This window comes from bacterium, from assembly GCA_016703265.1.
Classification (GTDB): domain Bacteria; phylum Krumholzibacteriota; class Krumholzibacteriia; order LZORAL124-64-63; family LZORAL124-64-63; genus CAINDZ01.
The window spans coordinates 203,415-226,016 of record JADJCK010000003.1 but is presented as its reverse complement, the minus strand read 5'-3'; the positions used below and the strand labels follow the sequence as shown (position 1 = coordinate 226,016).

General features: G+C 67.0%; 14 protein-coding genes and 1 pseudogene. 8 read left to right on the top strand and 7 right to left on the bottom strand.

All coding sequences use genetic code 11. From position 1 onward, the window contains the following. Nucleotides 1-438: 438 nt before the first annotated feature. Nucleotides 439-777: pseudogene (locus tag IPG61_05225) on the bottom strand (ankyrin repeat domain-containing protein). Nucleotides 778-1,153: 376 nt separating this feature from the next. Here IPG61_05225 and gap point away from each other — a divergent pair. Then, the gene (gene gap, locus IPG61_05220) at nt 1,154-2,176 is read left to right on the top strand and encodes a type I glyceraldehyde-3-phosphate dehydrogenase (GenBank protein ID MBK6733478.1); all 1,023 of its coding nucleotides are present in this window, start codon (nt 1,154-1,156) and stop codon (nt 2,174-2,176) included. Nucleotides 2,177-2,297: 121 nt separating this feature from the next. Here the strand turns inward: gap and IPG61_05215 are convergent, their stop codons facing one another. Next, nucleotides 2,298-3,647: a hypothetical protein gene (locus tag IPG61_05215; protein MBK6733477.1), complete on the bottom strand. Its 1,350-nt coding sequence runs from the start codon at nt 3,645-3,647 to the stop codon at nt 2,298-2,300. A gap of 80 nt (nt 3,648-3,727) precedes the next feature. Further along, the gene (locus IPG61_05210; GenBank protein MBK6733476.1) at nt 3,728-4,732 is read right to left on the bottom strand and encodes a Gfo/Idh/MocA family oxidoreductase; all 1,005 of its coding nucleotides are present in this window, start codon (nt 4,730-4,732) and stop codon (nt 3,728-3,730) included. A gap of 240 nt (nt 4,733-4,972) precedes the next feature. Between IPG61_05210 and IPG61_05205 the strand changes: the two genes are divergently transcribed. The 6 genes from IPG61_05205 (at nt 4,973) to IPG61_05180 (ending at nt 11,602) form a co-directional block, all read left to right on the top strand. Then, nucleotides 4,973-5,650, top strand: coding sequence for a hypothetical protein (locus tag IPG61_05205; GenBank protein ID MBK6733475.1), 678 nt, complete (start codon nt 4,973-4,975; stop codon nt 5,648-5,650). Continuing rightward, a complete protein-coding gene (locus IPG61_05200) occupies nt 5,647-6,888 on the top strand; it encodes a glycosyltransferase (GenBank protein ID MBK6733474.1) in 1,242 nt (413 codons plus the stop codon). Before IPG61_05205 ends, IPG61_05200 begins: the two co-directional genes overlap by 4 nt. After that, nucleotides 6,888-7,697 (top strand): trehalose-phosphatase, encoded by an 810-nt coding sequence (gene otsB, locus IPG61_05195; GenBank protein MBK6733473.1) that lies wholly within the window; start codon nt 6,888-6,890, stop codon nt 7,695-7,697. The genes IPG61_05200 and otsB overlap by 1 nt, the downstream gene beginning before the upstream one ends. Further along, the gene (locus IPG61_05190) at nt 7,694-9,208 is read left to right on the top strand and encodes a trehalose-6-phosphate synthase (protein MBK6733472.1); all 1,515 of its coding nucleotides are present in this window, start codon (nt 7,694-7,696) and stop codon (nt 9,206-9,208) included. The genes otsB and IPG61_05190 overlap by 4 nt, the downstream gene beginning before the upstream one ends. A 69-nt stretch (nt 9,209-9,277) precedes the next feature. Beyond that, the gene (locus IPG61_05185; protein ID MBK6733471.1) at nt 9,278-10,339 is read left to right on the top strand and encodes a mechanosensitive ion channel family protein; all 1,062 of its coding nucleotides are present in this window, start codon (nt 9,278-9,280) and stop codon (nt 10,337-10,339) included. Nucleotides 10,340-10,405: 66 nt separating this feature from the next. Continuing rightward, nucleotides 10,406-11,602, top strand: a complete 1,197-nt coding sequence (locus IPG61_05180; GenBank protein ID MBK6733470.1) for a DUF418 domain-containing protein — start codon at nt 10,406-10,408, stop codon at nt 11,600-11,602. 57 nt (nt 11,603-11,659) lie between these two features. Here IPG61_05180 and IPG61_05175 read toward each other — a convergent pair whose 3' ends face one another. From IPG61_05175 to IPG61_05160, 4 genes are all read right to left on the bottom strand, one after another. Further along, nucleotides 11,660-12,262, bottom strand: coding sequence for a hypothetical protein (locus IPG61_05175; protein MBK6733469.1), 603 nt, complete (start codon nt 12,260-12,262; stop codon nt 11,660-11,662). A gap of 94 nt (nt 12,263-12,356) precedes the next feature. Then, nucleotides 12,357-15,563 (bottom strand): CHAT domain-containing protein, encoded by a 3,207-nt coding sequence (locus tag IPG61_05170; GenBank protein ID MBK6733468.1) that lies wholly within the window; start codon nt 15,561-15,563, stop codon nt 12,357-12,359. Between the two features lie 213 nt (nt 15,564-15,776). After that, the gene (locus tag IPG61_05165; GenBank protein MBK6733467.1) at nt 15,777-19,079 is read right to left on the bottom strand and encodes a carbohydrate-binding protein; all 3,303 of its coding nucleotides are present in this window, start codon (nt 19,077-19,079) and stop codon (nt 15,777-15,779) included. A gap of 175 nt (nt 19,080-19,254) precedes the next feature. Continuing rightward, a complete protein-coding gene (locus tag IPG61_05160; GenBank protein ID MBK6733466.1) occupies nt 19,255-21,447 on the bottom strand; it encodes a T9SS type A sorting domain-containing protein in 2,193 nt (730 codons plus the stop codon). Between the two features lie 134 nt (nt 21,448-21,581). Here IPG61_05160 and IPG61_05155 point away from each other — a divergent pair, with 134 nt between their 5' ends. After that, nucleotides 21,582-22,535: an META domain-containing protein gene (locus IPG61_05155; protein ID MBK6733465.1), complete on the top strand. Its 954-nt coding sequence runs from the start codon at nt 21,582-21,584 to the stop codon at nt 22,533-22,535. Nucleotides 22,536-22,602: the final 67 nt, after the last annotated feature.

The following is a 22,602-nucleotide window of genomic DNA, read 5'->3' as shown; positions in this document are numbered from 1 at the left end:
GTTGGTGGGCGAACGACCGCGCCCCCCGGGGAGGGCGCGGCATGCGGATCTGAAGGACATGACGCTGAAACCGGGGGTCAGGGTTGCAAGGAATCGCGTGGCGCGCGATTCCGTCCGCCATCAGCCGGGCAATCGGAGAGCGGAGATCATTTCCGGACCGTCGACCACCGTCAGGTTGGCCGCAACCGGCCCCGCGGGAGTGAAGGTGATCCGGACCGCTCGAGCCCCGACCGGGTGGAACGCGCGCGAGCCCAGGTGCACGAGGCCGCGCGGAGCCCCGTCCGGCAGGCGCTTGAAGAAGAGCGTGCCGTCCTTGGCCGAGACCTCGAGGCGGCCCCCGCCCCGGCGATCCATCTCGTAGATGCCTGTGCAGGCCGTCAGGTCGGCGGGCTCCAGCGGCACGGGCACGGGCACCGGGTCCGCATCGCCAAGGGACTCGAGGTAGGCGACTACTCCCTGCGCGGCGGGGCCGCCCTTGCGCGCATGGTGTAGCAGTGTCAGGCCGTGCGGTCCGGTCGTCCGCTGGATGCCCGGGCTGGCCGCGACACAGGCCTGGACGGCCTCGAGGTGGCCGAGCATGGCGAACGTGAACAGGTCGGGCCGGGCACCGTGATCCAGCAGAAGGGCGGCGATCTCGCGGTTCCCGACGTGGGATGCGGCCCCGATCGGCGTCTCCCAGTCGCCAAAGCCCCAATCCCAGCCGGCGTTCGCCAGCGCCGGGCTTTCCGTGAGCAACTCCTGCACGCGGGCCAGGTTGCCGTGCGACGCCCCGACGATGGCGCGGACGCGCGCGGGATCCTGGGCCGGGAACGGGTCCCCGCCGGCGGGGTATGCATCTGTTTGGGGCGCCGCAGCGGCGGCGGCGCGCGCCGCCCCGAGCAGGGTCGGCGCTGCACAGAGCACGGGCACGGCGACGAGGAACGAACGGCGCGTGAGCAGGTCCGACATGGAACTCTCCATCCGGTCGGGTTCAGGCGGGGGAGAGGCAGGATAAGCAAAGTGGCCGGGTCGGCAACGCCGGCCGGTCCGCCCCTGCCATTCCGATTGACGGCCCGGCGCGGGTTGACTAACCATTGTGGGTTGAGAACGACGGCGTCGAATGCGGACGGGGCGGGCCCCCGCCCGGAAACACGGGCGAGCAGAAGGAGCGGCAATGGCGACGAAAATCGGCATCAATGGCTTCGGGCGCATCGGGCGGCTGGTGTTCCGCGCGGCGATGGATCATCCCTCGATGGAAGTGGTGGGCATCAACGACCTGTTCGACGCCAAGCAGCTGGCATACATGCTCAAGTACGACACGATCCACGGCCGCTTCAACGGCACGGTCGAGACCGGCGACGGCTGCCTGATCGTCAACGGGAAGAAGATCCGCCTGACCGCCGAGAAGGATCCCGCCAACCTGAAGTGGGGCGATGTCGGCGCCGAGTACATCTGCGAGTCCACCGGCTTCTTCCTCGACGAGGCCTCGGCCGCCGGTCACATCAAGGCGGGCGCGAAGTGCGTCGTCATGTCGGCGCCTTCCAAGGACGACACGCCGATGTTCGTCATGGGCGTGAACCACAAGAACTACAAGGGCGAGCAGTTCGTGTCGTGCGCGTCGTGCACCACCAACTGCCTGGCTCCCGTAGCCAAGGTGCTCAACGACAACTGGGGCATCGCCGAAGGCCTGATGACCACCGTGCACGCCACCACCGCCACGCAGAAGACCGTGGACGGCCCCGGCGGCAAGAAGGACTACCGCGGTGGCCGTGCGGCTGCCGGCAACATCATCCCCTCGTCGACCGGCGCGGCCAAGGCCGTGGGCAAGGTCATCCCGCAGTTGAAGGGCAAGCTCACGGGCATGGCCTTCCGCGTGCCGACGCTGAACGTCTCGGTCGTCGACCTCACCTGCCGCCTGGAGAAGGCGCCGGGTGCCGACGCCGATTCGGCCTACGCCGCCGTCAAGGCCGCGATGAAGGCCGCGAGCGAGGGCGAGCTGAAGGGCATCCTCGGCTACACCGAGGACGACGTCGTCTCTTCCGACTTCAACCACGACGCGCGCACCTCGATCTTCGACGCCGGCGCCGGCATCATGCTGAACCCGAACTTCGCGAAGATCGTGTCGTGGTACGACAACGAGTGGGGCTACAGCAGCAAGCTGGTGGACTTCATCCAGTACATGGCCGACCGGAAGTAGACTGGCTTCACCAGTCCGCTTGCGCCGGCGCAAGTCGAATCGATATCGCGAACGAAAGACCAGCCGGCCCGGTTTCGCACCAGGCCGGCTGTGTCATTGTGGCGCGGGAGCCTCCAGCCGCTCAGCGCAGCAAGGTCAGTCGCGTGGAACCCGTCGTTTCGCCGGCCCGCAGCCGGCAGACATAGGTGCCCGACGGCGCCTCGCGGCCGATTTCGTCGCGACCGTCCCAGCCACGGCTGTGCGCGCCGGCAGTGAGCGCTTCACCCCGGACCAGTACACGCACGCGCCGTCCGGCGGGGTCGAAGATCTCGAGCGAGGCGCTCGCGGACTCCGGCAATTCGAAAGAGATCACGGTCTGCGGGTTGAACGGGTTGGGCGCCGTTTCCAGACGGAGGTCCGTCCGGGTCGGCAGCAGTTCCACCGGAGCCGGTGCGAAGGCGCACTGGCGCGGCGCAATCCACAGTTCGGGATCGCTGGGAACGTACACATGGTCACCGTAGGCGTAGACAGGCGCCCACTGCACCGTCGGCATCGGGATGAGTCCCACCAGCGCCGGGGCGGCAGTGATTCGCATGTCGAGCACCTGAACACCCGTCTGGCGCACCATCAAATAGGCGAGGTCACCGCTGACGTTGATCCAATAGGCCGGCTTCGACGTTGTCCAGGAGCCGACCGGTGTCGGCTGTCCCGGATCCGACACGTCGAAGATCTCGAGTCCCGCCTGGGTCGTGATGTAGGCCAGGCCGCCGGACGCCAGGACTCCGGTGCTCAAAGATGTCGTCGTGAAGCTGGCGATGATGACCGGCTGCGTCGGGTCGGTCACGTCGACGATCCGGGTCGGACCGCTGGTGCGGACGTAGAGCAGGTTGCCGTCCAGCGAGAGTTGGTACGGGTCGGACACCAGCACCTGGCCGATGAGAACCGGTGCCGCGGGGTTGCTGACGTCCAGGACGCCGACCCGCGAGCCGGGAAAGCTGACGAAGAGCAGGTTGTCACGCGCTTCCATGTCGTAGGCCCAGGTGCCGCTCGGGGCCACGAAGTCGCCGACATCGAGCGGATCGGCCGGATCGCTGATGTCGAATATGCGCACGCCGGCCGGTGAACCCCACTGTATGTAGGTCAAGAAGGCCAGATCGCCGTGGACCTCGACGCGATAGGTCTCGTTCATGATCTCGACGGCCTTTTGGCCCAGCACCACCGGCTGCTCAGGGTCCGACATGTCGACGGCGACCAGTGCGCCGTAGAATGTCCGAGCCAGCCATGCGGTCGAACCGGCCATCTCCATGTCGATGATGCCGTCCGGCAACATGTCGAAGGACCAAGGTGCGGGGTCCGCGTCGGCACCCCAATCCTCGCATTGGGCCAGGGCAGCCGCGGGGGCCAGGCTGATTACCAGGCCCAGCAGCAGAGCCTTGACCGGCGCAGGCGCCGTCCGGGGGCAGTGCGCCGAAGCGCCGCAGTGCAGCTTCATGGCGGGTCCTTTCGGTCCTGAGCGTCAAGGACGAACCATGACCATACAGGACGGAAAATGTCCCGTCAAGAGCGGCGGTGCTACCAACGGTCAGCCGAGTACCTCACCCCGCACTGCTTGCGAATCACGTCCATAGTACACAGGATAGACAAGCTGTCATCGAGCGGCATCACGTCCGGCTCGGTGCGTCCTGCGCGCAGCAGGTCCATGAACGCCTCGGCTTCGTGCGCGTAGCCGCCGCCGCGGCTGGGCAGGTCGAAGACCTGTTCCTCGCCGCCGCGCACCTGCACGGCGATACGCGTGCCGGCCCACCACGGGAACAGGATACGGATGCGCCCCTCGGTGCCGATCACGTGTGCCTCGCGAGGCGTGTCGCAGCGCAACGAGCAGCTCAGCGTGGCCAGTTCGCCACGGGCATGGCGCAGCACGATGGCCGTTTCCTCGTCGACTCCGGTGGGGCACAGGTTGGCGACCGCGTGGATCATCGTCGGCGGGCCGCAGAACATCGACGCCAGCGTGAGCGGGTAGATGCCGAGGTCGAGCAGGGCGCCGCCGGCCAGTTCCGGTGCAAACAGCCGGCTCTGCGGGTCGAACGGCGCGCGGAAGCCGAAGTCGGCGTTCACCAGTCGCACCTCGCCGATCGTGCCGGCAGCCACCAGTTCACGCACGCGCGCGATCGACGGCAGGAAACGCGTCCACACCGCCTCCATCAGCAGCAACCCGGCCGCGCGCGCTGCAGCAACCATCCGCTCGCCCTGCGCGGCATTGACGGCCAGGGGCTTCTCGCACAACACGTGCTTGCCGTGCGCCAGGCAGAGCAGCGTGTGCGCCTCGTGGCCGCTGTGCGGTGAACCGATGTAGACGGCGTCGACGTCGTGGTCGGCGGCGAGGGCCTCGTAGCTGCCGTGCGCGCGAACCGCGTCCGGTTCGGCAGCGAACTCGGCGGCAAAAGCTGCAGCGCGCTCGACCTCGCGCGAACCGACGGCGACCAGTTGCGCGCCGGCAGACTCGCGCAGTGCAGCGGCGAACTTCCGCGAGATGCGACCCGGGGCCAGGATGCCCCAGCGGATGGTGCGTGGTTCCATGTCTCTCCTAATTGGCAGCCGTGTATCGTGGCGCGCTGCGCAATCATACCCGATGGCGCCAAATGATTGATGTACTTTTGTTTGTCGGCGATTGGATGCGCGACATCGATACTCCACGTTGTTCTTGAGATGCGTTTCGCGGAAAGAACGTCGGCCGAAGGGTTGTCGGTCAGGAATCATGTGCCTATACTCCAAGTACACGCTGTTGGTGATTCGCTGTTACCCATAAGGAGCAACACGATGGTTTCCAATATCCATCCGCCCCCACCATTCCACATCGTTGATTGCGCCCTGGTCACCAGCGTGACGGGCCGCAGTGTGCAGAATCTCCGCGAGCTTCGTGATGCCCTCCTGGATGTCGAGATCTCGAGCATGTACAACCACTTCTGGGGCGGGCTGCTTCGGCCCCATTTCGATGACCCGGAATTCCACAACGATTTCGCGATCTGGGCCCGCAGGGGACTGCATGATCGTGTCCTGGCCGAACGCCTCGCTGCCGTGGATCCGGCGGAATATTCCGAACTGGAGGAGATGCGGGACGACCTGGTCGACATCTGCGAGGATCGCCTGGCCGAGGTCGATATGGTGCCGTGGGCGCCGCGGGACCAGCAGTTCCATTTCCAGAGCGCCACTGTCGTCGTCTTCAATACGGGCCGCGTCGTGGCCAGCCCCGGGCAACTGGCCGACGCATTGCCGCGCTTCAGTCGCGGGAGCGTCTTCTATCATTTCGTCGACGCGCGCCGGCGCAATGACGACAGGTGCGACGACCTGAGTCGATGGCTTGCCGATTTCGGTTCGGACCACCTGGACCTCGTCGCTCGCCTCGGGGCCGTCGATCCCCTGCAGGGATCGCTCCACGACCTGAAGCGACGCGTGACTGAGGTTGTCGGCGCCGTCGCGGTCGGAGGTGGGCGATGAGCCTGCTACTCGAACGCTATGCCGAAGTCGCGGGCCGCGGCGTCATCGACCAGATCGAGGCGCTGGCGCGCCCGCTGCGCGGGCTCGAGGTCGTCCATGTCAATTCGACACGCAGCGGGGGCGGTGTCGCTGAGATCCTCGCCTGGATGGTACCGCTGCTCAACGAGCTGGGACTGACTGCCCGCTGGGAGGTCGTCAACGGCGACGGCGACTATTTCGAATGCACAAAGTCCTTCCACAACGGCCTCCAGGGGTACCCGGTGGCGTTGACCAGCTCGCTGTTGCGGGCCTACGAACAGACCAACGAAGCCAATGCCGAACGCCTGCGCGACGGGCTACGGAAGGCGGATCTGGTCGTCGTGCACGACCCGCAACCGGCGCCGCTTCTCGGGCTGATCCCCGATCGGAGGGGTATCTGGATCTGGCGCTGCCACATCGACGCCAGCCGGCCCAACCGGGCGGTCTGGAAGTACCTGCGCCGCCATGTCGCGGGCTACGATGCCAGCATCTTCTCGCTGCCTGATTTCACGCAGCGATTGCCTCATCGACAGTTCCTCATCCCGCCCAGCATTGATCCGCTCAGCGAGAAGAACATTGAGCTCGGCGCCGAGGAACTCGAGAGCGTGCGCAGTCGCTTCAACCTGGATCCGGATCGCCCGCTGGTGACGCAGATCAGCCGGTTCGACAGGTTCAAGGATCCGGTGGGTGTGGTTCAGGCGTATCGCCGGGCCAAGCGCGGCGTGCCGGGATTGCAGCTGGTCCTGGCCGGCGGCGAGGCGACCGACGATCCGGAAGGTGCCAAGGTGTACCGGGAGGTCCAGGAAGCGGCCGGTGACGATCCGGATGTCCGCCTGCTGCTGCTGCCGTCGGATGCGCACCGGGCCATCAATGCCCTGCAGCGCATCAGCGACGTCGTCATCCAGAAATCCACCCGGGAAGGTTTCGGTCTGACGGTTGCAGAGGCATTGTGGAAGCGCCGGCCCGTGATCGGGGGGAATACCGGCGGCATCCGCCTGCAGGTGGTCGACTACCAGACGGGCTTCCTGGTCGACACCGCGGAGGGCGCGTCGGAGCGCATCCGCTATCTCCTGTCCCGTCCCCGGCTGCGCGAGGAGATGGGTGCCCGGGCGCACGCCTACGTTCGCGAAAGCTTCCTGCTCACGCGCCATCTCGTCGAGTACCTGGCGCTCTTCAACGTGATGATCCGTGGCGAGTCCGACCGCATCGAGGTGGCGTGATGTCGGCAGTGGTGGAACGCTTCCTGCGCGAAGTCGGGAACTCGCAGCGCGCTGTGCTTGGTCTCGACTACGACGGCACCCTGGCGCCGTTCCGCAGGCGACCGCAGGATGCGTTCCCGTATGCCCGCATGCGCACGCAATTGCAGCAGATCATGGCGGGTGGCCGCACGCGCGTCGTCCTGGTTTCCGGTCGGCCGGCCGCCGACGTGCGGGACATGATGGCATTGTGGCCAAGCCCCGAGATCTGGGGCGCCCACGGCTGGGAGCGACTGCGGTCGGGGGTAAAGCTGAAGCGCATGCCTGTCGACGGCTCGGTTGCCGAGATGTTGGCGCGGGTGCGAACCGCGCTGGAAGCGTGCGAGCTGCTGGCACACGCTGAATGGAAGCCGGCCAGCGTCGCCGTGCACTGGCGCGATGCCAGCAACGCCGTTGACATCGAAGCCAGAGCTCGCGCTGCGCTGTCGCCCCTTGTCGCGGACCCGGAGTTCGAGCTCATGCCGATCGTCGAAGGCCTTGAGTGGCGTTGCCGTCGCTGGCACAAGGGCACGGCCCTGTCGGCGGTCATTTCCGAGGAAATGCAGGGAACTCCCGTGGCCTACGTCGGAGACGACCAGACCGACGAGGATGCCTTTCACGTCCTGGCCGGGCGCCCGTGCGCTCTCGGCCTGCGGGTGGCTTCAGGCCCGGTTGCCACGGCGGCCGCGGCGATCGTCGCGCCGGCAAGTGGTGTCATCCGCTTTCTCGAGCAATGGCGGGGCGCCTGGCCAGGTGCCATCGCGTCGGATGTCGCCGGCGGGAGGAAATCATGATCGACCGTGCGTCATCCGGCAGAATGGTGATCGTTTCGAACCGGCTGCCCGTCGTGGCGGTCCAGGAGGATGGTGTCTGGCGGCTGGAGCCCGGAAGCGGCGGCCTGGTGACGGCAATGGCACCCGTGCTGCGTGATCGCCGCGGCGTGTGGATCGGCTGGACTGGCTCGTCCGTTCCGGATGATGAAGATCTGCGACGACTTCTCCGGCAATCGACGCGTGAAACGGGATACGATATGGAGCCGGTCTTCCTGGATGAGCGGGAGCGACTCCTCTACTACCAGGGTTTCTCCAACGAAACATTGTGGCCCCTGTTCCATGACCTGCAGACGCGCTGTCGCTTCCAGACCGAGGCCTGGCAGGTCTATGAACAGGTGAACGCCCACTTCGCGGATGTCACACGCCGGCAATTGCGGGATGATGACTTCATCTGGGTCCACGACTATCACCTGCTGCAGGTCGCTGCGCACCTGCGCCGTGCCGGCGTGAAGCAGCGAACGGCGTTCTTCCTGCACATCCCGTTCCCGGCGCTGGACATCTACCTCAAGCTTCCCCGGCGCCACCAGATCCTCTCGGACCTCCTCGCCTATGACCTCGTCGGCTTCCAGGTGCCGAGGGATCAGCGCAACTTCGTCCAGTGCGTCCGCGCGCTGTTCCGGGACGAGGTCACGATCGAGCGCCAGGACGGCCGTACGACCATCACCTACCGGGGCCGGGTAACCCAGATTGGTTCGTTCCCGATCAGCATCGACTACGATCGCTTTGCCAGGGATGCGGCCAGCGAGACTGTGGCCGAGCGGGCCCGGTACCTGCGGGACCAGTTCCCGGACAGGCAGATCATTCTCGGTGTCGACCGGCTGGATTACACCAAGGGGCTGTGCGAGAAACTGCAGGGATTCCGCGAAGCGCTGCGGCGCTGGCCCGCGCTTTGTGGCCGCGTCACGCTGGTGCAGGTGGTGGTGCCCAGCCGCAGCGACATCCAGGAGTACAGCGACCTCAAGGAGGAGTTGAACCGCCTGACCGGCGAGATCAACGGTGAGTTCACGCGACCGGGCTGGGTTCCGATCCACTACCTGTATCGCAGCCTGGACCGGCAGGAGCTGCTGGCGTGGTACCGCGCAGCCGACATCATGCTCGTGACCCCGCTCAAGGACGGGATGAACCTGGTGGCCAAGGAGTACATCGTGGCCAACCACGGGCGAAAGGGTGCGTTGATCCTCAGCGAGTTCGCCGGTGCCGTGAGCCAGTTGCATCGCTGGGTGTTTGCGGTCAATCCCCACGACGCCGAGGAAGTGGCGTCGGCGATCCATGCCGCCTGGGAGTTGTCCGTCGATGAAAGGCGGCGGCGGATGACGCACCTGCAGCGAGGAGTACAACGGCACGATGTCTTCTGGTGGGTCAATACGTTTCTGCACGCCGCCATGCGACGAAAACTCGACGATTTCCCGGTCCTCGAGGAGTACGTGCCTGCGTTGCCGCCCGAAGGTCTGCGCGACGAAGCCCGGATCTAGCGCCCGACCTCACCGCATGCCGCGGACGGTGCGAACTCATTCGACACAGACAAAGGAAGGAGTGTCAGGATGTCTGCCTGGGATATGGACCTTTTCGGCAATACGTTGCGGGCATGGCTGATGGGGCTTGCGATTGCGGTGGTGTTGACCGTCGCCTCCAGGCTGGTGGTCTACGTGGTCATCCGCCGCCTGCAGGGCTTCGCGAAACGTACGGCCACAAACGTGGATGACCTGCTCATCGGCGTGCTCGCAAAGACAAAGCTGCTCCTGCTGTCCATACTGGCCTTGTATGCCGGCACATCTGTACTCGAACTGCCGCCCCGGCTCGGGGGATGGCTGGGTGCATTGGCCGTGGGTGCGCTGCTCGTCCAGGTGGGCATCTGGGCCGACCGCCTGATCAATCTCCTGGCGATCAACTACCAGGAACGAAGCCAGGATGACGATGGCGGCAGGGTCACCACGATGAGGGTGGCCGTATTCATGACCAGGATCGTGCTCTACAGCATCATCCTGCTGATGGCCCTGGACAACATTCCCGGACTGGACATCACGACGCTCGTGGCCGGCATGGGCGTCGGCGGCATTGCGGTGGCGCTGGCGCTCCAGAGCATTCTCGGCGACCTGTTCGCATCGCTCTCGATCGCCCTGGACAAGCCGTTCGTGGTCGGCGACTTCATTGTGCTGGACACCTACGCCGGCACCGTGGAACGCGTGGGCCTCAAGACCACGCGTATCCGGAGCCTCTCCGGGGAACAGCTCGTCCTGGCCAACAACGATCTCCTGGCCAGCCGGATCCGCAACTTCAAGCGGATGACCGAGCGGCGGGCGCTCTTCGGGTTCGGGGTGGCCTATGAGACCCCGGCCGAGGCGCTGGAGTCCATCCCGGTCATGGTGCGGGAGATCATTGAAGCCGAGGAGTTCACGCGGTTCGATCGTGCGCATTTCAAGGGCTATGGCGCCTCGTCGCTCGACTTCGAGGTCGTGTACTTCGTGCTGCAGCCGGACTACCAGGTATTCATGGATGTGCAGCAGGCGATCAACCTGGCCATCTTCAGGGCATTCGAAGAGCGGGGCATCGAGTTCGCGTATCCGACCCAGACGCTCTATCTGCGGCGGGCAGCAACGTCCTGAAGCTAGATGGTCGGGGGCATCCGCCTTCTGGTATGATCCTGCCGGAGAACCCTGGGAGGCCATCGGTTGAGAGAAGCCACTCAACAACCGCATTCCCGCATCGTACTCATCGACGCGCTGCGCGGCTCGGCATTGATGGGCATTCTTCTGCTGCACGCGACCACCCATTGGAGCTTCCCGCGTTTCCCGGAGGTGTCTTCGACCTGGCTCGGGGTCCTGGATGCCCGGACGCGCGACCTCGGACTGTTCCTGATCGAGGGCAAGGCTCACGCCATCTTCGCCATGATGTTCGGCGTGAGCTTCTTCATGCTCCAGGAACGCTGGACCCGGCGGGGCATCCGCTTCCGGGGGCGGTACCTCTGGCGGCTCGTGGTGCTGGCGGTTCTGGGCTACATCGACGGGATCATCTACTACGGCGATGTCCTGCTGACCATCGCCATCCTGGGCATGCCGCTGGTCTTCATCCACCGACTCGGGAACCGCTCGCTGGCCTGGATCGCCTTCGTGCTGCTGTTGCAGATTCCGGCTTTGTGGGGTACCGGCCAGGCGCTGTTCGTGAAGGGCTACCAGCCGTCGATACGACAGCCATGGGTTTCCGAACTGCGCCTCCAGAACGTATACGCCGAGGGTTCGTTCCTCGCCGTCAGCGCGGCCAATGCCGGCCGCGGACAACTCGCGCGCCTCGGGTGGGCCATTGAATCGGGGCGCTACCTGCAGATGATGGGCCTTTTCGTGTGCGGGCTCCTGGTCGGCCGCAGCCGCATCCTGGAGGATCCGGCGCGCAGCGAACGGCTGGGGCGGCAGGCGTTGTTCTGGGGGCTGGCGGGGTTCGCCGTCATGCACTTGGCCAAGCACCGGCTGGGCGGCTGGGGAATGCAGGGTGCGGACCCGGGCCAGCTCGGCAACCTGCTTTCGGCTTACCGCAACCTCGCGCAGATCGCCGTCTGGGTCGGCGCCTTCATCGTGATCCACCAGCGCACTCGGGCCAGGGCGGCGCTCGATCTGCTGGCACCGTACGGAAGAATGAGCCTTACGGGATACGTCACGCAGGGCCTGATCGGCGTGCCGCTGTTCTACGGCTACGGGCTGGCTCTGTATCGCCACCTCGGTCCGTTCGAGAGTCTCCTGCTCGGTGGCGGCATCCTGGTCGTCCAGTGCGCGGGTGCGCACTACTGGCTGCAGCGATTCCGGTACGGCCCGCTGGAATGGCTGTGGCGTTCGTGCACCTTCCTGGACTTCTCCACGCCGATGCGGAAAGGATGAGCGGCAGCGCATGCTGTCGTCTGAACGCTGAGGCGTGGCCGACGTTGTGGTGGTCGGTTACCGGAACAAACCCTTGATGGTGCCGAAACTGCTGACCTGCTCGGCCACGGGGCATCCCGGGCCGCCCCAGGTCGCCACCGGAAGACTGGGATCGCCGGACGCGACTCCGGCCAGGCGGACGCCGTGGGTGCCGCCGTAGATGACCGGCAGTCCTCCGTACAGCGCCGGGTTGGGCGCGGGACCCAGGCGGAACTCGACACTGGCGGGCTCCAGGGGCAGGAACTGCCAATGCACCAGCACGATGGCCGGCGACAGCGGCGTCGAGATCCCGCACTTGTAGAAGCCGCTTGCCATGTTCCCGCTGTACTGCAGGCAGCCCATCGTGCTGCCGGGAACCTCGTTGACCAACCGGACCACAAAGGCTGACGTGTTGACCGTGTAGCTGAACTCGAAGCCGCGGACTTCCTCGCCCGGATTCATCAACAGCACATACACGTCCGTCGAGTAGTAGGGCAGGACCACCTCGCAGTTCCGATTGCCGTTCGTATCGAAATAGACGCCGAACTGGTCGGTGTCGTGATCCAGGCTGCCCAGTGCCGTCGAGCCTGCGAATATGGCCAGAATGCAGGCAATGAAGCTGGCAGTGATGCGGGTCGACATGGGTGCGCTCCATGGTGGTGCGGCCGTTGAATGCGTTGCGCCCGAAGATCATAGCACATCGAATTGCCCGATGGCGCGTCCAGGAATGGCGGTGCTATTCCCCGACCGCCGCAAACCCGGCCCAGTAGAAGGGATGCGTGGAGCGGCCGTCACGGCGGCGCTGCTCGAGCGTCATGCGCGAGGCCTCGCGGACCGCGGCGCCGGCCGGCAGGTTCCGCAAGCGTGCCGCGTACAGGCCCAGCATCCACTCGCGCGTCGCCTCGTCCGCGACCGCCCAGCCGCTGGCGATGACGGTGCGCGCACCTGCCAGATGGAAGGCGCGCCGCATGCCGAGCTGGCCTTCGCGGGCCCACGCTTCGCCGACTCCCGAATGGCAGGCTGATAGCACCACCCAATCGGTGCCGGCCAGGTCGAGCGTCGAGACTTCTTCGGATGTCAGCAGCCCCTCGTTCTCGTCCGCCACCGTACCGGCCGGCCGGTTGGCGCCGGCCATGGCGAGCCACACGCGGTGACCGAGCCAGGTGACGGCGCTTCCCTGGCGGGAGCTGCTGCCCGTCGACTTGCCGGGTCGGCGCTCCAATGAAGAGACACCGCCGACCCCGCGCAGGTCCGACACCGCGACCTCGCAGGTGTCACGCAGCACGATGCCGTGCGTCGCCAGGTGAATGACCGCCTTGCCGGGAGCCTCGAGCTTGAACGTGCGCTCGTCCGAGGCCGCACCCACGAACAACGCCCGCGCGCCCATGGAAGTCGACGTATCCCAGATCCCGGCGATGGCTTCGGCTTCGGCGCGTGCCGCCGGCAACGGTCCCAGCGGGCCGGCGCGACCGGAGACGCACGGCCAGGAACGGTCGGCCGCCGCCATCGGGGGCTTGGCCGACCGCGACGCTGCGGTGCGATCGAGGTCGAAGTCGGGGCCGCCCATCGCCAGCAGCCCGCGGCCTGCCGGTGCGTCGTCGCCGAGGAGTTCGCGTTCGGCGTTCAACACGCGCACGATCCGGCCTTCGTCCGCCAGGTAGCCGTTGCCGCGCCCGGGCAGCGCCAGCCAGGACACGTTCCAGATGGCCCCTTCGGGCACCAGGAACAACTCGTTGGCCGACCCCGCGGCGCGATGCACCGGATCCCACAGGCCTTTTCGCACAATGTCGCCGAGGGTGCGACAGCGGCGCTCGGCGTCGGCGGCGGCCACCGGCGAGGTTGGCGGCGGCGTGGCCATCGCGGACGCCCAGTCGGCGATATCCGCGGCCAGGTCCGCTTCGCGGCCCAGCGCGACATAGCGAAGCGACTTGCTGCCGGCCCGGGCCACGAATGCGCCCAGGGTCCGGTCGCCTGTCCCGATGTCGCCTTTTCCGATGTCAGCCGGGGCAAAGGCCACGAGCGCCTGCCCGGGCCGGAGCCGCGAGAGGATGCGCGCCAGCGACACCGTGTCCGGCGCGGCACTCCCGAGCAGGCGCATGAAGCCGCGCTCGGCGTCGTCGGACTCGCGTCGGCCTGCCTCGAAGCGCGCTGCCGATTCCGGGTCCTCCGGATGTGCGGCGCCGCTGACGACCAGTTGCGCCAGTCGCCGCTGCGCACCCAGCCACCTGGCATGGGCGGTGACAACACTGGGATCGGCGGCGGCCGCCGCCGCGAGCCGCCGCGAGGCGATCTCGGCGCGCACCAGCCCGCGCGAGCGCACGATCGCTTCCCAGGCCTGCCGCACCTGCGCGGGCTTGCCGTCCCTTGCCAGCTGCACCAGCACGTCGCAGGCGCCGGTCAACTGGTCGGCCAGCTGCAGCGCCCGGCGGTCGGGCAGGGCCTGCGCCTGGTAGCGCAGGCGGTCGCGCTCGGCACGCGAGGCCAGCAAGGCATCGTCCCAGGCCGCCGCCGCGCGCCCGACGCGTGCCTCGGCAGCGGCACGCGCGGACAACACGGCGATCCATTCCGGGGTGGCGCCCACCGACGTGCTGTCATGCAAGGCGTCCAGGCGGGCCCGCAGGCGCTGGGCCGCGGGCCGATCGGCCCGTCCCTTCAGGGTGCCCAGGCCCTGCGTACAGGCCGCGGCGATGTGCTCGGCCAGCGCCTGCTTGTGGGGCCAGGCCCGGTCGACGGCCGCCTCGAGCCGCGCACGGGCTCCCGGCGCATCGCCGGCAAGCTGCTGCATCTGCGCCGCCATCAGCGCCAGGTACATGGCATTGGCGTCCATGGCCCCCGTCGGCGACTCGACCATCGGTGCCAGCCCGGCCAACTCCGCGCGCACCCCCGAGGTGTCGCCGATCGCCACCGAAGACTGCAGACAGGAAAGGCGCGCGTTGATCACGGTCGGGTGCTCGGGCCCGAGGTCCTGCGTCAGCCGCGGCAGGAGCCCGCGCAGCTGCGCCACTGCCGCCGCATGGTCCCCGAACTCGGCCAGGCGATAGGCAACGCGGGTGCGTGCGCGCAGGGTCCGCAGCGCATCCTCGCCCGACTGGGCGGCGGCAATCTCGTATGAGCGCTGGGCCAGCTCGACGGATTCGGCCAGATTGCCGACCCTCAGCTCGAGCGTGGTCTGCCGGGCCAGCACGCCTTCCAGCTTGTCGCTTCGCGGGTCCGTGATCCCCTCGGCGATGGTACGCGCGCGATCCAGCCGGGCACGCGCCTCGTCGAACTCGCCCAGGTCTGACAGCCATTGCCCGTACTCGGCGAGGACCGGCACCATCGAGGCGTCGTCAGGCCCGACCCGGGCTTCGCGCACCTCGACGGCGCGCTGGAACGAGGCCCGCGCCTCCTGGTCCCTGCCGACGGCGTGCAGGGCCAGGCCAATCGTCAGGTGGTCCTCGCTCACCTGCATCGAGTCGGGTGGCACCTGCGCCGCGTGAAGCCGCAGGGTCTCGCGCGCGTGGCGCAGTCCGTCCTCGCCGCGCCCCAGGTCCAGGTAGAATTTCGCCGCCCAGAGATGCGACCAGGCGTACAGGGGGTCGTCTGCCTTCGCGTGGCGGCTGCGGATCGCAATGCTCCGCTCGATGGCATCGAAGACAACGTCGTCGTGGACCAGGCGCTGCTTGTAGCGCGCCTGCGCCACGTAGATCAGCGCCCGGGACAGGGCCAGCGAATCGGCCGGGCTCTCACCCTCGATCGTGGCTACCAGGCCGCCGGCCAGCGAGTCGAGCGCGGCCCAGCGGCCGGCGGCACTGGCTTCCTTGAGGGCCGGCCAGGCCTGGGCGTGCGCATCGCGGACGACAGGCGCGGCGGGCTTCGCGGCGACGGCGGTCCCGGCGGTTCCGGCCACGAGTGCCGCCATGGCCAGGACCAGGGCCCCGAGCTGTGCCGATCCGTTCTTCATGCTGACAGCCTTTCCGGCTCCATGGGTAGTCCGGTCTCGACGAGAGCGGGCATGGTAACGTGGATCGCCGGATGCTGCACGCGAGCGCCGATGGTCAACGGGCGCAACAAGGCGCCCGCCAACCACTGGAGAACTGATTTGAACGTTCGTACCGGAACCTGCACATCGACGCGCGAAAGCTGCCGATAAATCAACCCGATGGTGATTCCGGCATCACTTCAAGAGCACCATCTTCCCGATATGATCCACGCCCGCGGCCTTGAATCGAAGGAAGTAGAGCCCACTGGCGAGCTGGTGCCCGTCATCATCCCGACCGTCCCAGGTGAGTGTGTGCGTGCCCGACGGCATGCGCCCGTCGGCCAGGAGGCGGACCTGCCTGCCGCGTGCGTCGAAGACGGCCAGCCTGACCGGTCCTTCGGCAGGGACCACATACTCGATCGTGGTCTGCGGGTTGAACGGGTTGGGGTAGGTGCGGGCCGGGCCGAAGGCGGCAGGGACGACGCCTTCGTCGACGCCCGACGGGATCACCCGTTCGACGTCGATGTAGTTGATGCTGAACAGCCAGCCCGTCTTGTCCGTGTCGGAGTCGAAATCGAACCGCATGATGTGCGTCCCGGCTGCGAGCGGCACGCTGGCGATCCGGATGGGACTCCAGAACTGAAAGCCCCCGGTGGACGGCACAGGCCTTTTCCCACTCACGTCGACATTGTCGATCGACAGGGTGAAATTGCCGAAACCCGGGACGGTCGCCACGAAGGGGACGAAGTCGAAGTATCCCGCCTCGGCCACCGAGAACGTGTACTCGATCCATTCACCCGCGACGATCCAGTACAGGTCGTAACCCCCGCCGGCGGCCGCTTCGAGGTCGACACCCTCGGCAGGCCTGTAGGCCAGGCCGATGTTGTTGGCGTTCATGTCGTGGTAGGCGATGCCTTCGCCGCCGTTGTCGTAGTTTTCCGCCTGGATCCGCCCGGGCACCGGCGCCGGCACGCCCGAGTACGGGGTGCCGCTGGGCAGTACGGTCACCAGCACGCTGTCCTGCGCCGAGAGGGCGAGCGCATTGGTGATCGTGAGCCGGACCCAGTGGTCGCCGACCTCGCTGAAGGTGACCGTCGTGTCGGCGGCCGTGCTCGAGCCCGCGCCGTCGAACGACCAGGCGAACGTCAACGGGCTCCCGTTCGGATCGAAGCTCTGGCTGCCCGTGAACTGGATGGTGAGCGGCGCCTTGCCGGAAACCCTGTCCGCCAGCAGCAGCACGACAGGTGCATCCGGATCGGCGGGCGAGGTGCTGAACGAAGCCGTTTCGCGCGGGCCGACCGTGAACGAGAAACCGTCCGTGAACGTGACCAGCCGGCTGGCAGGGCCGGCATTGTAGGCGACGTAGGTCAGGTCGCCGGCCGGGTCGCGGAAGACGGCATAGGTCGGGATGTCGGCGAAGATCGTCGTGTCCACCCGGCCCATCTTCTTGAGGTTGAACAGCCAGTGCATCGTGTGGGCGCGCGATTCGCCGTCGAACGGTTCGTAATCGCTGTCGGCAAAGTAGTAGGACAGGGCGAGATTCGGGTCCGCAAGCGCCAGGTACTCCCACAGCAGGTCCTGCCAGATGTTCGGCTGCCCGCTGTTTTCCGCCACGATCTCGCTGTAGTTGGCGAGAACATGGTCGGGATGATGGCCGAGATACAGCGAGCCGCCGTTCACCGGCAGGATATTGATGCCGTGGATGAACTCCGGATCGGCCCCGAACCAGGTCGAATGGACGCCCTTGCCGCCCCAGACCATGCCGATGGCGACATGCGGGTAGCTGGCCGGAAACACCGCGTTGTCCACGTCGAACCAGTACTGCTCGACGGCCGTCGTCTCGGTGGCGTGCAGGAAGACGCCCAGGTCGCGAATGGCGGCCTGACCGGTCGCCTCGCCCCACAGCACGACGGCCGTGGCGAAGTTCATCGACTCCGAGCTCGACTCCTGGTTGTTGCCGTCGCCGAAATCGCCGTGTCCCGCCGCCCACGAGTGCCCGGCATACGCGTCGTGTGACCGCAGGAAGGGAAAGCGCGTATCCGTCCGGTCCCAGTTGTTGCAGTCGCGGATCAACAGGTTGACCATGCCGCCCCAGTTGCCCTGCGCGGCCCAGGTGCTGTCATACTGCGCCACGACGGCCGCGCTCATGATCGCGTAGGACGCGTGGAAATGGTGGTCGTTGATCTGGTTGTCCGCGCCGTAGCCGGAAGGGTATCCGGTCAGGACATCCCAGTTGTCGATGTAGGAGTATTCCTGCTCGCCGCCGACGGTGAACCAGTCTTCCAGCCGGCTCTTGATCTCGGCGAGGAAGTGGTCGCGTTCAGCCGTCGCGCCCAGCTGGTCGGCGATATGGACAAGGTGGGCGAAGCGCCCCATGGCCTTGCCGTTCTCGTACGTCGGGCCGACGGGGATGCTCTCCGCCGCCACGGCCTGTACCTGCGCGAGCAGCTCGGCGCGGTTGTAGTCGCCCCGGTCCGGCAGCGCCGGCAGGACGCCGGAGAACGGCAGGTCGGTCGTGAAGGTGCTTCCCTCGTACAGCTTCATCTGCCCGTTGACCGACGGGTACGAGTAGGCGGTCAACGGTGCCGACGTATGCAGCCACTGGTGGCGGTAGAGCGCGGTCATCGTTTCGTTGACGCTGGTCCCGTTGCTCTCCATCAACTGAGTCTCGTACGCATAGGTGGTCTGCAGCGTCGCGGCCGCCTCGTCGTACTGCCAATCGACCGTGCTGCCGGTCACGAAGGCGTAGGCGTGCTTCCGGAAGAGCGCGATGGTCGCCGGCTGGGCATCGGGCAGCAGCGCGATCGACAGGTAGTCCTGGCCGTTCAGCGACGACTGCAGCGGGCCGGTACCCGTCCACGTGGATCCGCTCGGCGCAAAGACGCCGTAGTGACGGCCCTGGATCGTGAGCCCGAGCGTACCGTTCTGGTTGTACCAGGTCGTGAACGCGCCTTCGGGTGTGACGACGGCGTTGCCGCCGGTCAACCTGAAGAACACGAACGGCAGCCCGTGCCCGAAGGTGGCCTCCATCGTCTGGGCACCATCGTCCCACAGCGCGGTGGCGGTCCAGTCGCCGTAGTCGTGGGTTCGCGTCTGCGCGGCGGAAAGCCCGGCCACGCCCACCGTCAGCTGGAGCGAGAACGGATACAGGTAGTCGTTGGCCGCGTAGACATGGGTCGGCGTGTGCCCGACCTGCAACCCCGTCGCGATGGCCTTGACCATCAGCGGATGGGCGTAGAGCACGTTGGAGTGCGGGCTGCTGTAGAACGGGTAGATCAGGCTGCTCCAGAAGTCGTTAGACTGCACGGGCAGCGAGAATCCCGACGACACCTTGGGCGAGATGTTCTGGCCCGACGAGTTCTGCGGCCCGATCTCACCGGCCGGCAGCGTGGTGCTGTAGCTTCCCAGGCCTACGTTCACGGTTGCGCTGAAAGCCGGACCAGCAGCGATCGCGGCGAGGACGAGCAGCAGGGAGCGGAACGACGTCTTGGAGATCATGGCCGGCCTTTGGGCGGGAGGGTGCTGCCATTGCAAAAAACTTTGTTCGGTTACCGATCATAGTGGATCCAGCGCTTGATTACAAGCGCGAAGCGAGGATGTTTAATTTGCGAATTTGTACCAGAACACGCACATCGGCGCGCGAAAGCTACCCATAGATCAATTCATGGGGGCATCATTTCACCAGCGACAGCTTCTGCGTGCCGATCCGATCGCCCACCCGCACCCGCGCCAGATAGGTTCCTGAGGGCAGCGACCGGCCATCGTCGCCGTCGCCGTGCCAGGTCAGGACGTGGGGGCCTGCGTCGAGATGCCGGCTCGACAGCAGGGTCTTGACCAGGCGGCCGGCCGCGTCGAACACGGCCACTTCCGCGAGCGCCCGCTGCGGCACGGCAAAGCGGAGATCCACCTGGGGGTTGAAGGGGTTGGGATAGCCGGTCACCGCGAGGCCGCGACGGGCGGGGGGGCCCTGCTCCGGCACAGCCGACGTCGAGGTGATGCAGGGCGCGGGCAAGAACGCCACCCCGTCGTCACTGCCGACCCACACCAGGTCGCCTACCACGCGGGCGCGGTAGGCCCATCCGAGGTCGTACCCGTGGTAGAGGTGGCCGGCGAAGGCGGGCTCGAGGGGATTGCTCACATCCAGCAGCTGCACGCCCCAACCGCCCTGGGTGCACAACAGCAGGTCGCCGTGAAGCGACACGCCATTCGTGAACTGGTTCGGCCGAGTGAGGACGATCGTGGGATGGGCAGGATCGTGCACGTCGATCACCCGAAGGATGCCGTCGGACACGTAGGGGGTGCTGAGGTAGGCGTAGCCGCCCCCCACGGCCAGGTCTTTGCCGGACACCACGACGCGTCCCAACAGGGGCAGGTTCACGGGGTCGCCGAGATCCAGGATGTGCAGCGAGGTGTCCGACATGACGTAACACAGGCCATCGGCGAGTTCCAGGGTGCGCACCGACATGGCCCGGCCGCCGATCCGCTGCGGATGATCGGGATTGCTCAGGTCGAACGTCAACACGCTGTCAACGATTGCGGCGACGAGCAGGTCGCCGACCACTTCAATCTCGGACACGGGCGGCCACCAGGCCATCGGGACGTTGGCGCGGACGTTGGGCGCGGCGGGATTGGACAGGCCGTACACCGTGAGCCCGTTGCCGTGCCCGGAGTAGAGCCGGTCGGCGGACAGGGCCACCCTGGCCTGGATAGTGTCTCCGGTGAGGTTCAGGGGCACTGTGGGGTCGGACACGTCGAAGACCTGCAGGCCGAGGTCGCTGGAAAGGTAGACGTAGTCGCCGAGGCGCTCGGCATCGTACGAGAATCCGTTGCCCCAGTAATACTCGCCTGCCGTGGGGTAGGTCAGATGGGCGCCATCGGTGTCGAACACGCGCAGGATGCTGCCCTCGGCGCGCACCAGGTGGTGGCCGAAGAGCGCGGGGAGGTTATTCGTCAAGCCCGGCAGCGAACCCAGGAAGACGGGCGCGGCCAGGGTGGACAGGTCATAGAGGTCGATCGCGCCCGAGTCGAGGGTGAGGTAAGCGAGGTCGCCCTCCATCATCACGTGGACCGGCCTGTAGCGGGGAGCGAAACCGCCCGAGACGAACGGGGCATCAGGGTCGCTCACGTCGATGATGTCCACCGTATAGGTGCCGGGACCCGGCGCGACGATGTGCGTCGGGTCGGCCAGGCACATGGTAGTCTCGACCGTGGCGTTGCGGGCAAGGCTGCCGCGCAGCACGGGCGCTGCAGGATCACTGAAGTCCCAGACCTGGAACTCGGTCGTGGTGCGCACATACACGAGGTTGCCGCCGTCGGACAGCAACGACTTGGCGTCAAGAGCGAGGCTCGTCAATACGGACATGGCGGCGGGATCCGAGGCCTCAATGACGTCGACCATCCCCGTCATGCGCTTCGCCAGCAGCAGGTCGCCGTGAAGGGCCACGAAACTCACGCCCTGCGGGATGATCAGGGAGCCGGCGATCTGTGGCGATGTCGGCGACGAGACGTCGACGGCGTGCACGCCGGGCAGGGTCTGGTAGCTGCTGGCGAACAGGACGCTGCCGCGCAGCACCGGCTTGTTGAGGCGTGTCCCCACGTTCACTCCGGTCAGGAGCAGCGGGTGGGTGGGGTCGGTGAGGTCCAGCGCGGTCACGTCGCCGGTGGCACTGACGGCGTAGGCGTGGTGGGCATCGGCCGTGATGCCCGTGAGGTAGATAGGGAGGTCCAGGCTGCCCGCCAGGTGCGCGAACTGGCCGTAGTCCACGCAGTCCGTGGCTGCGATGCCGGGCCCGGCAGAGATGGTGGACACGGCGGTCAGAGCCAGGATGATCGCGGCGCTTGCGGTGCGACAGCGGTTTGTCGGCATGGCGTTCTCCAAATCACTGGGGCTTATCTGGATTGAAATTATCATGAATCAATGACATGGCGCAAGCGCCGAGAGATCCGGCTCCACAAACGCGCCAACGTGCTAGAATGCCGCGAAATGGAGGTCGCATGCCGATGAGAGCCTTTCTGATCACCGCAGCACTGCTGGTCGCAACCGCCGTGGCCGCAACTCCGGCCTCGTGGCTGGACCAGCCCGTTCCCGACAACTGGAATACTGCCGGCCGCCCGGTGCCCGCCGCCGTGCGCGACCCGCAGGCGCAGGGCGACCCGCGCTGCGCCGCCCAGTTCCGTATCCCGTCGAAGAGCCGCGCCGATCGCGCGGTGGTGAAGGCCGGCTGGTCGCTGGTGGGGCCGCTGCAGGTGTTCGGCGACACCGAGCTGGTGACGGCGGCGTCCGGCGCCGACGGCATGTGCCGGCCGCTCGGTTACCAGGCGTTCGTGTTCAAGGGCGGGAAATTCGTCGGTACGTTGTCGCCGGGGCCGATGGATGCGCGCACCGACGGCATCGCCAACCAAATCCATCTGGTCGCGCCCGACCGCCTGCACGCCGATTTCGCGCGCTACACGGACCAGGACCCGCTGTGCTGCCCGTCGGCGACCACCTCAGTCAGGTTTGAGATCCGCGGGACGGGCAAGGCAGCCGTGGTCGTGCCCGTCGAGGCGCAGACGCAGCCCACTGCTGCCTCGCCGCCGACAGGGAGCGCGCCGGCCTCCGATCGTTCGCTGGCCAACACCTACTGGAAGCTGGTGCGCCTCGGCGAGCGCGGCGTCACGGTGACCGAGGGGCGGCGCGAGCCGCACCTGATCCTGCACGCGGATGACGGGAGGGTTTCCGGTTCGGGCGGCTGCAACAACCTGAACGGGACGTACAAGCAGGAGGGCGCGGCCCTGTCGTTCGGGCCCATCGCCTCGACGAAGATGATGTGTGCCGAGGCCATGGAGCAGGAGCGGCGATTCCTGGAGACGCTCGGCAACGTGCGCAGCTGGCGCGTGGACGGCGACGGGCTGGAGCTGCTGGACGAGAAAGGCAACGCAGTTGCTCGGTTCATGGCGGTGGACCTGGACTAGCCGAACCCGCATCGCAAAAAACGGGGGAGCCTCACTGCGAGGCTCCCCGTCATTTCAGCACGCGAAA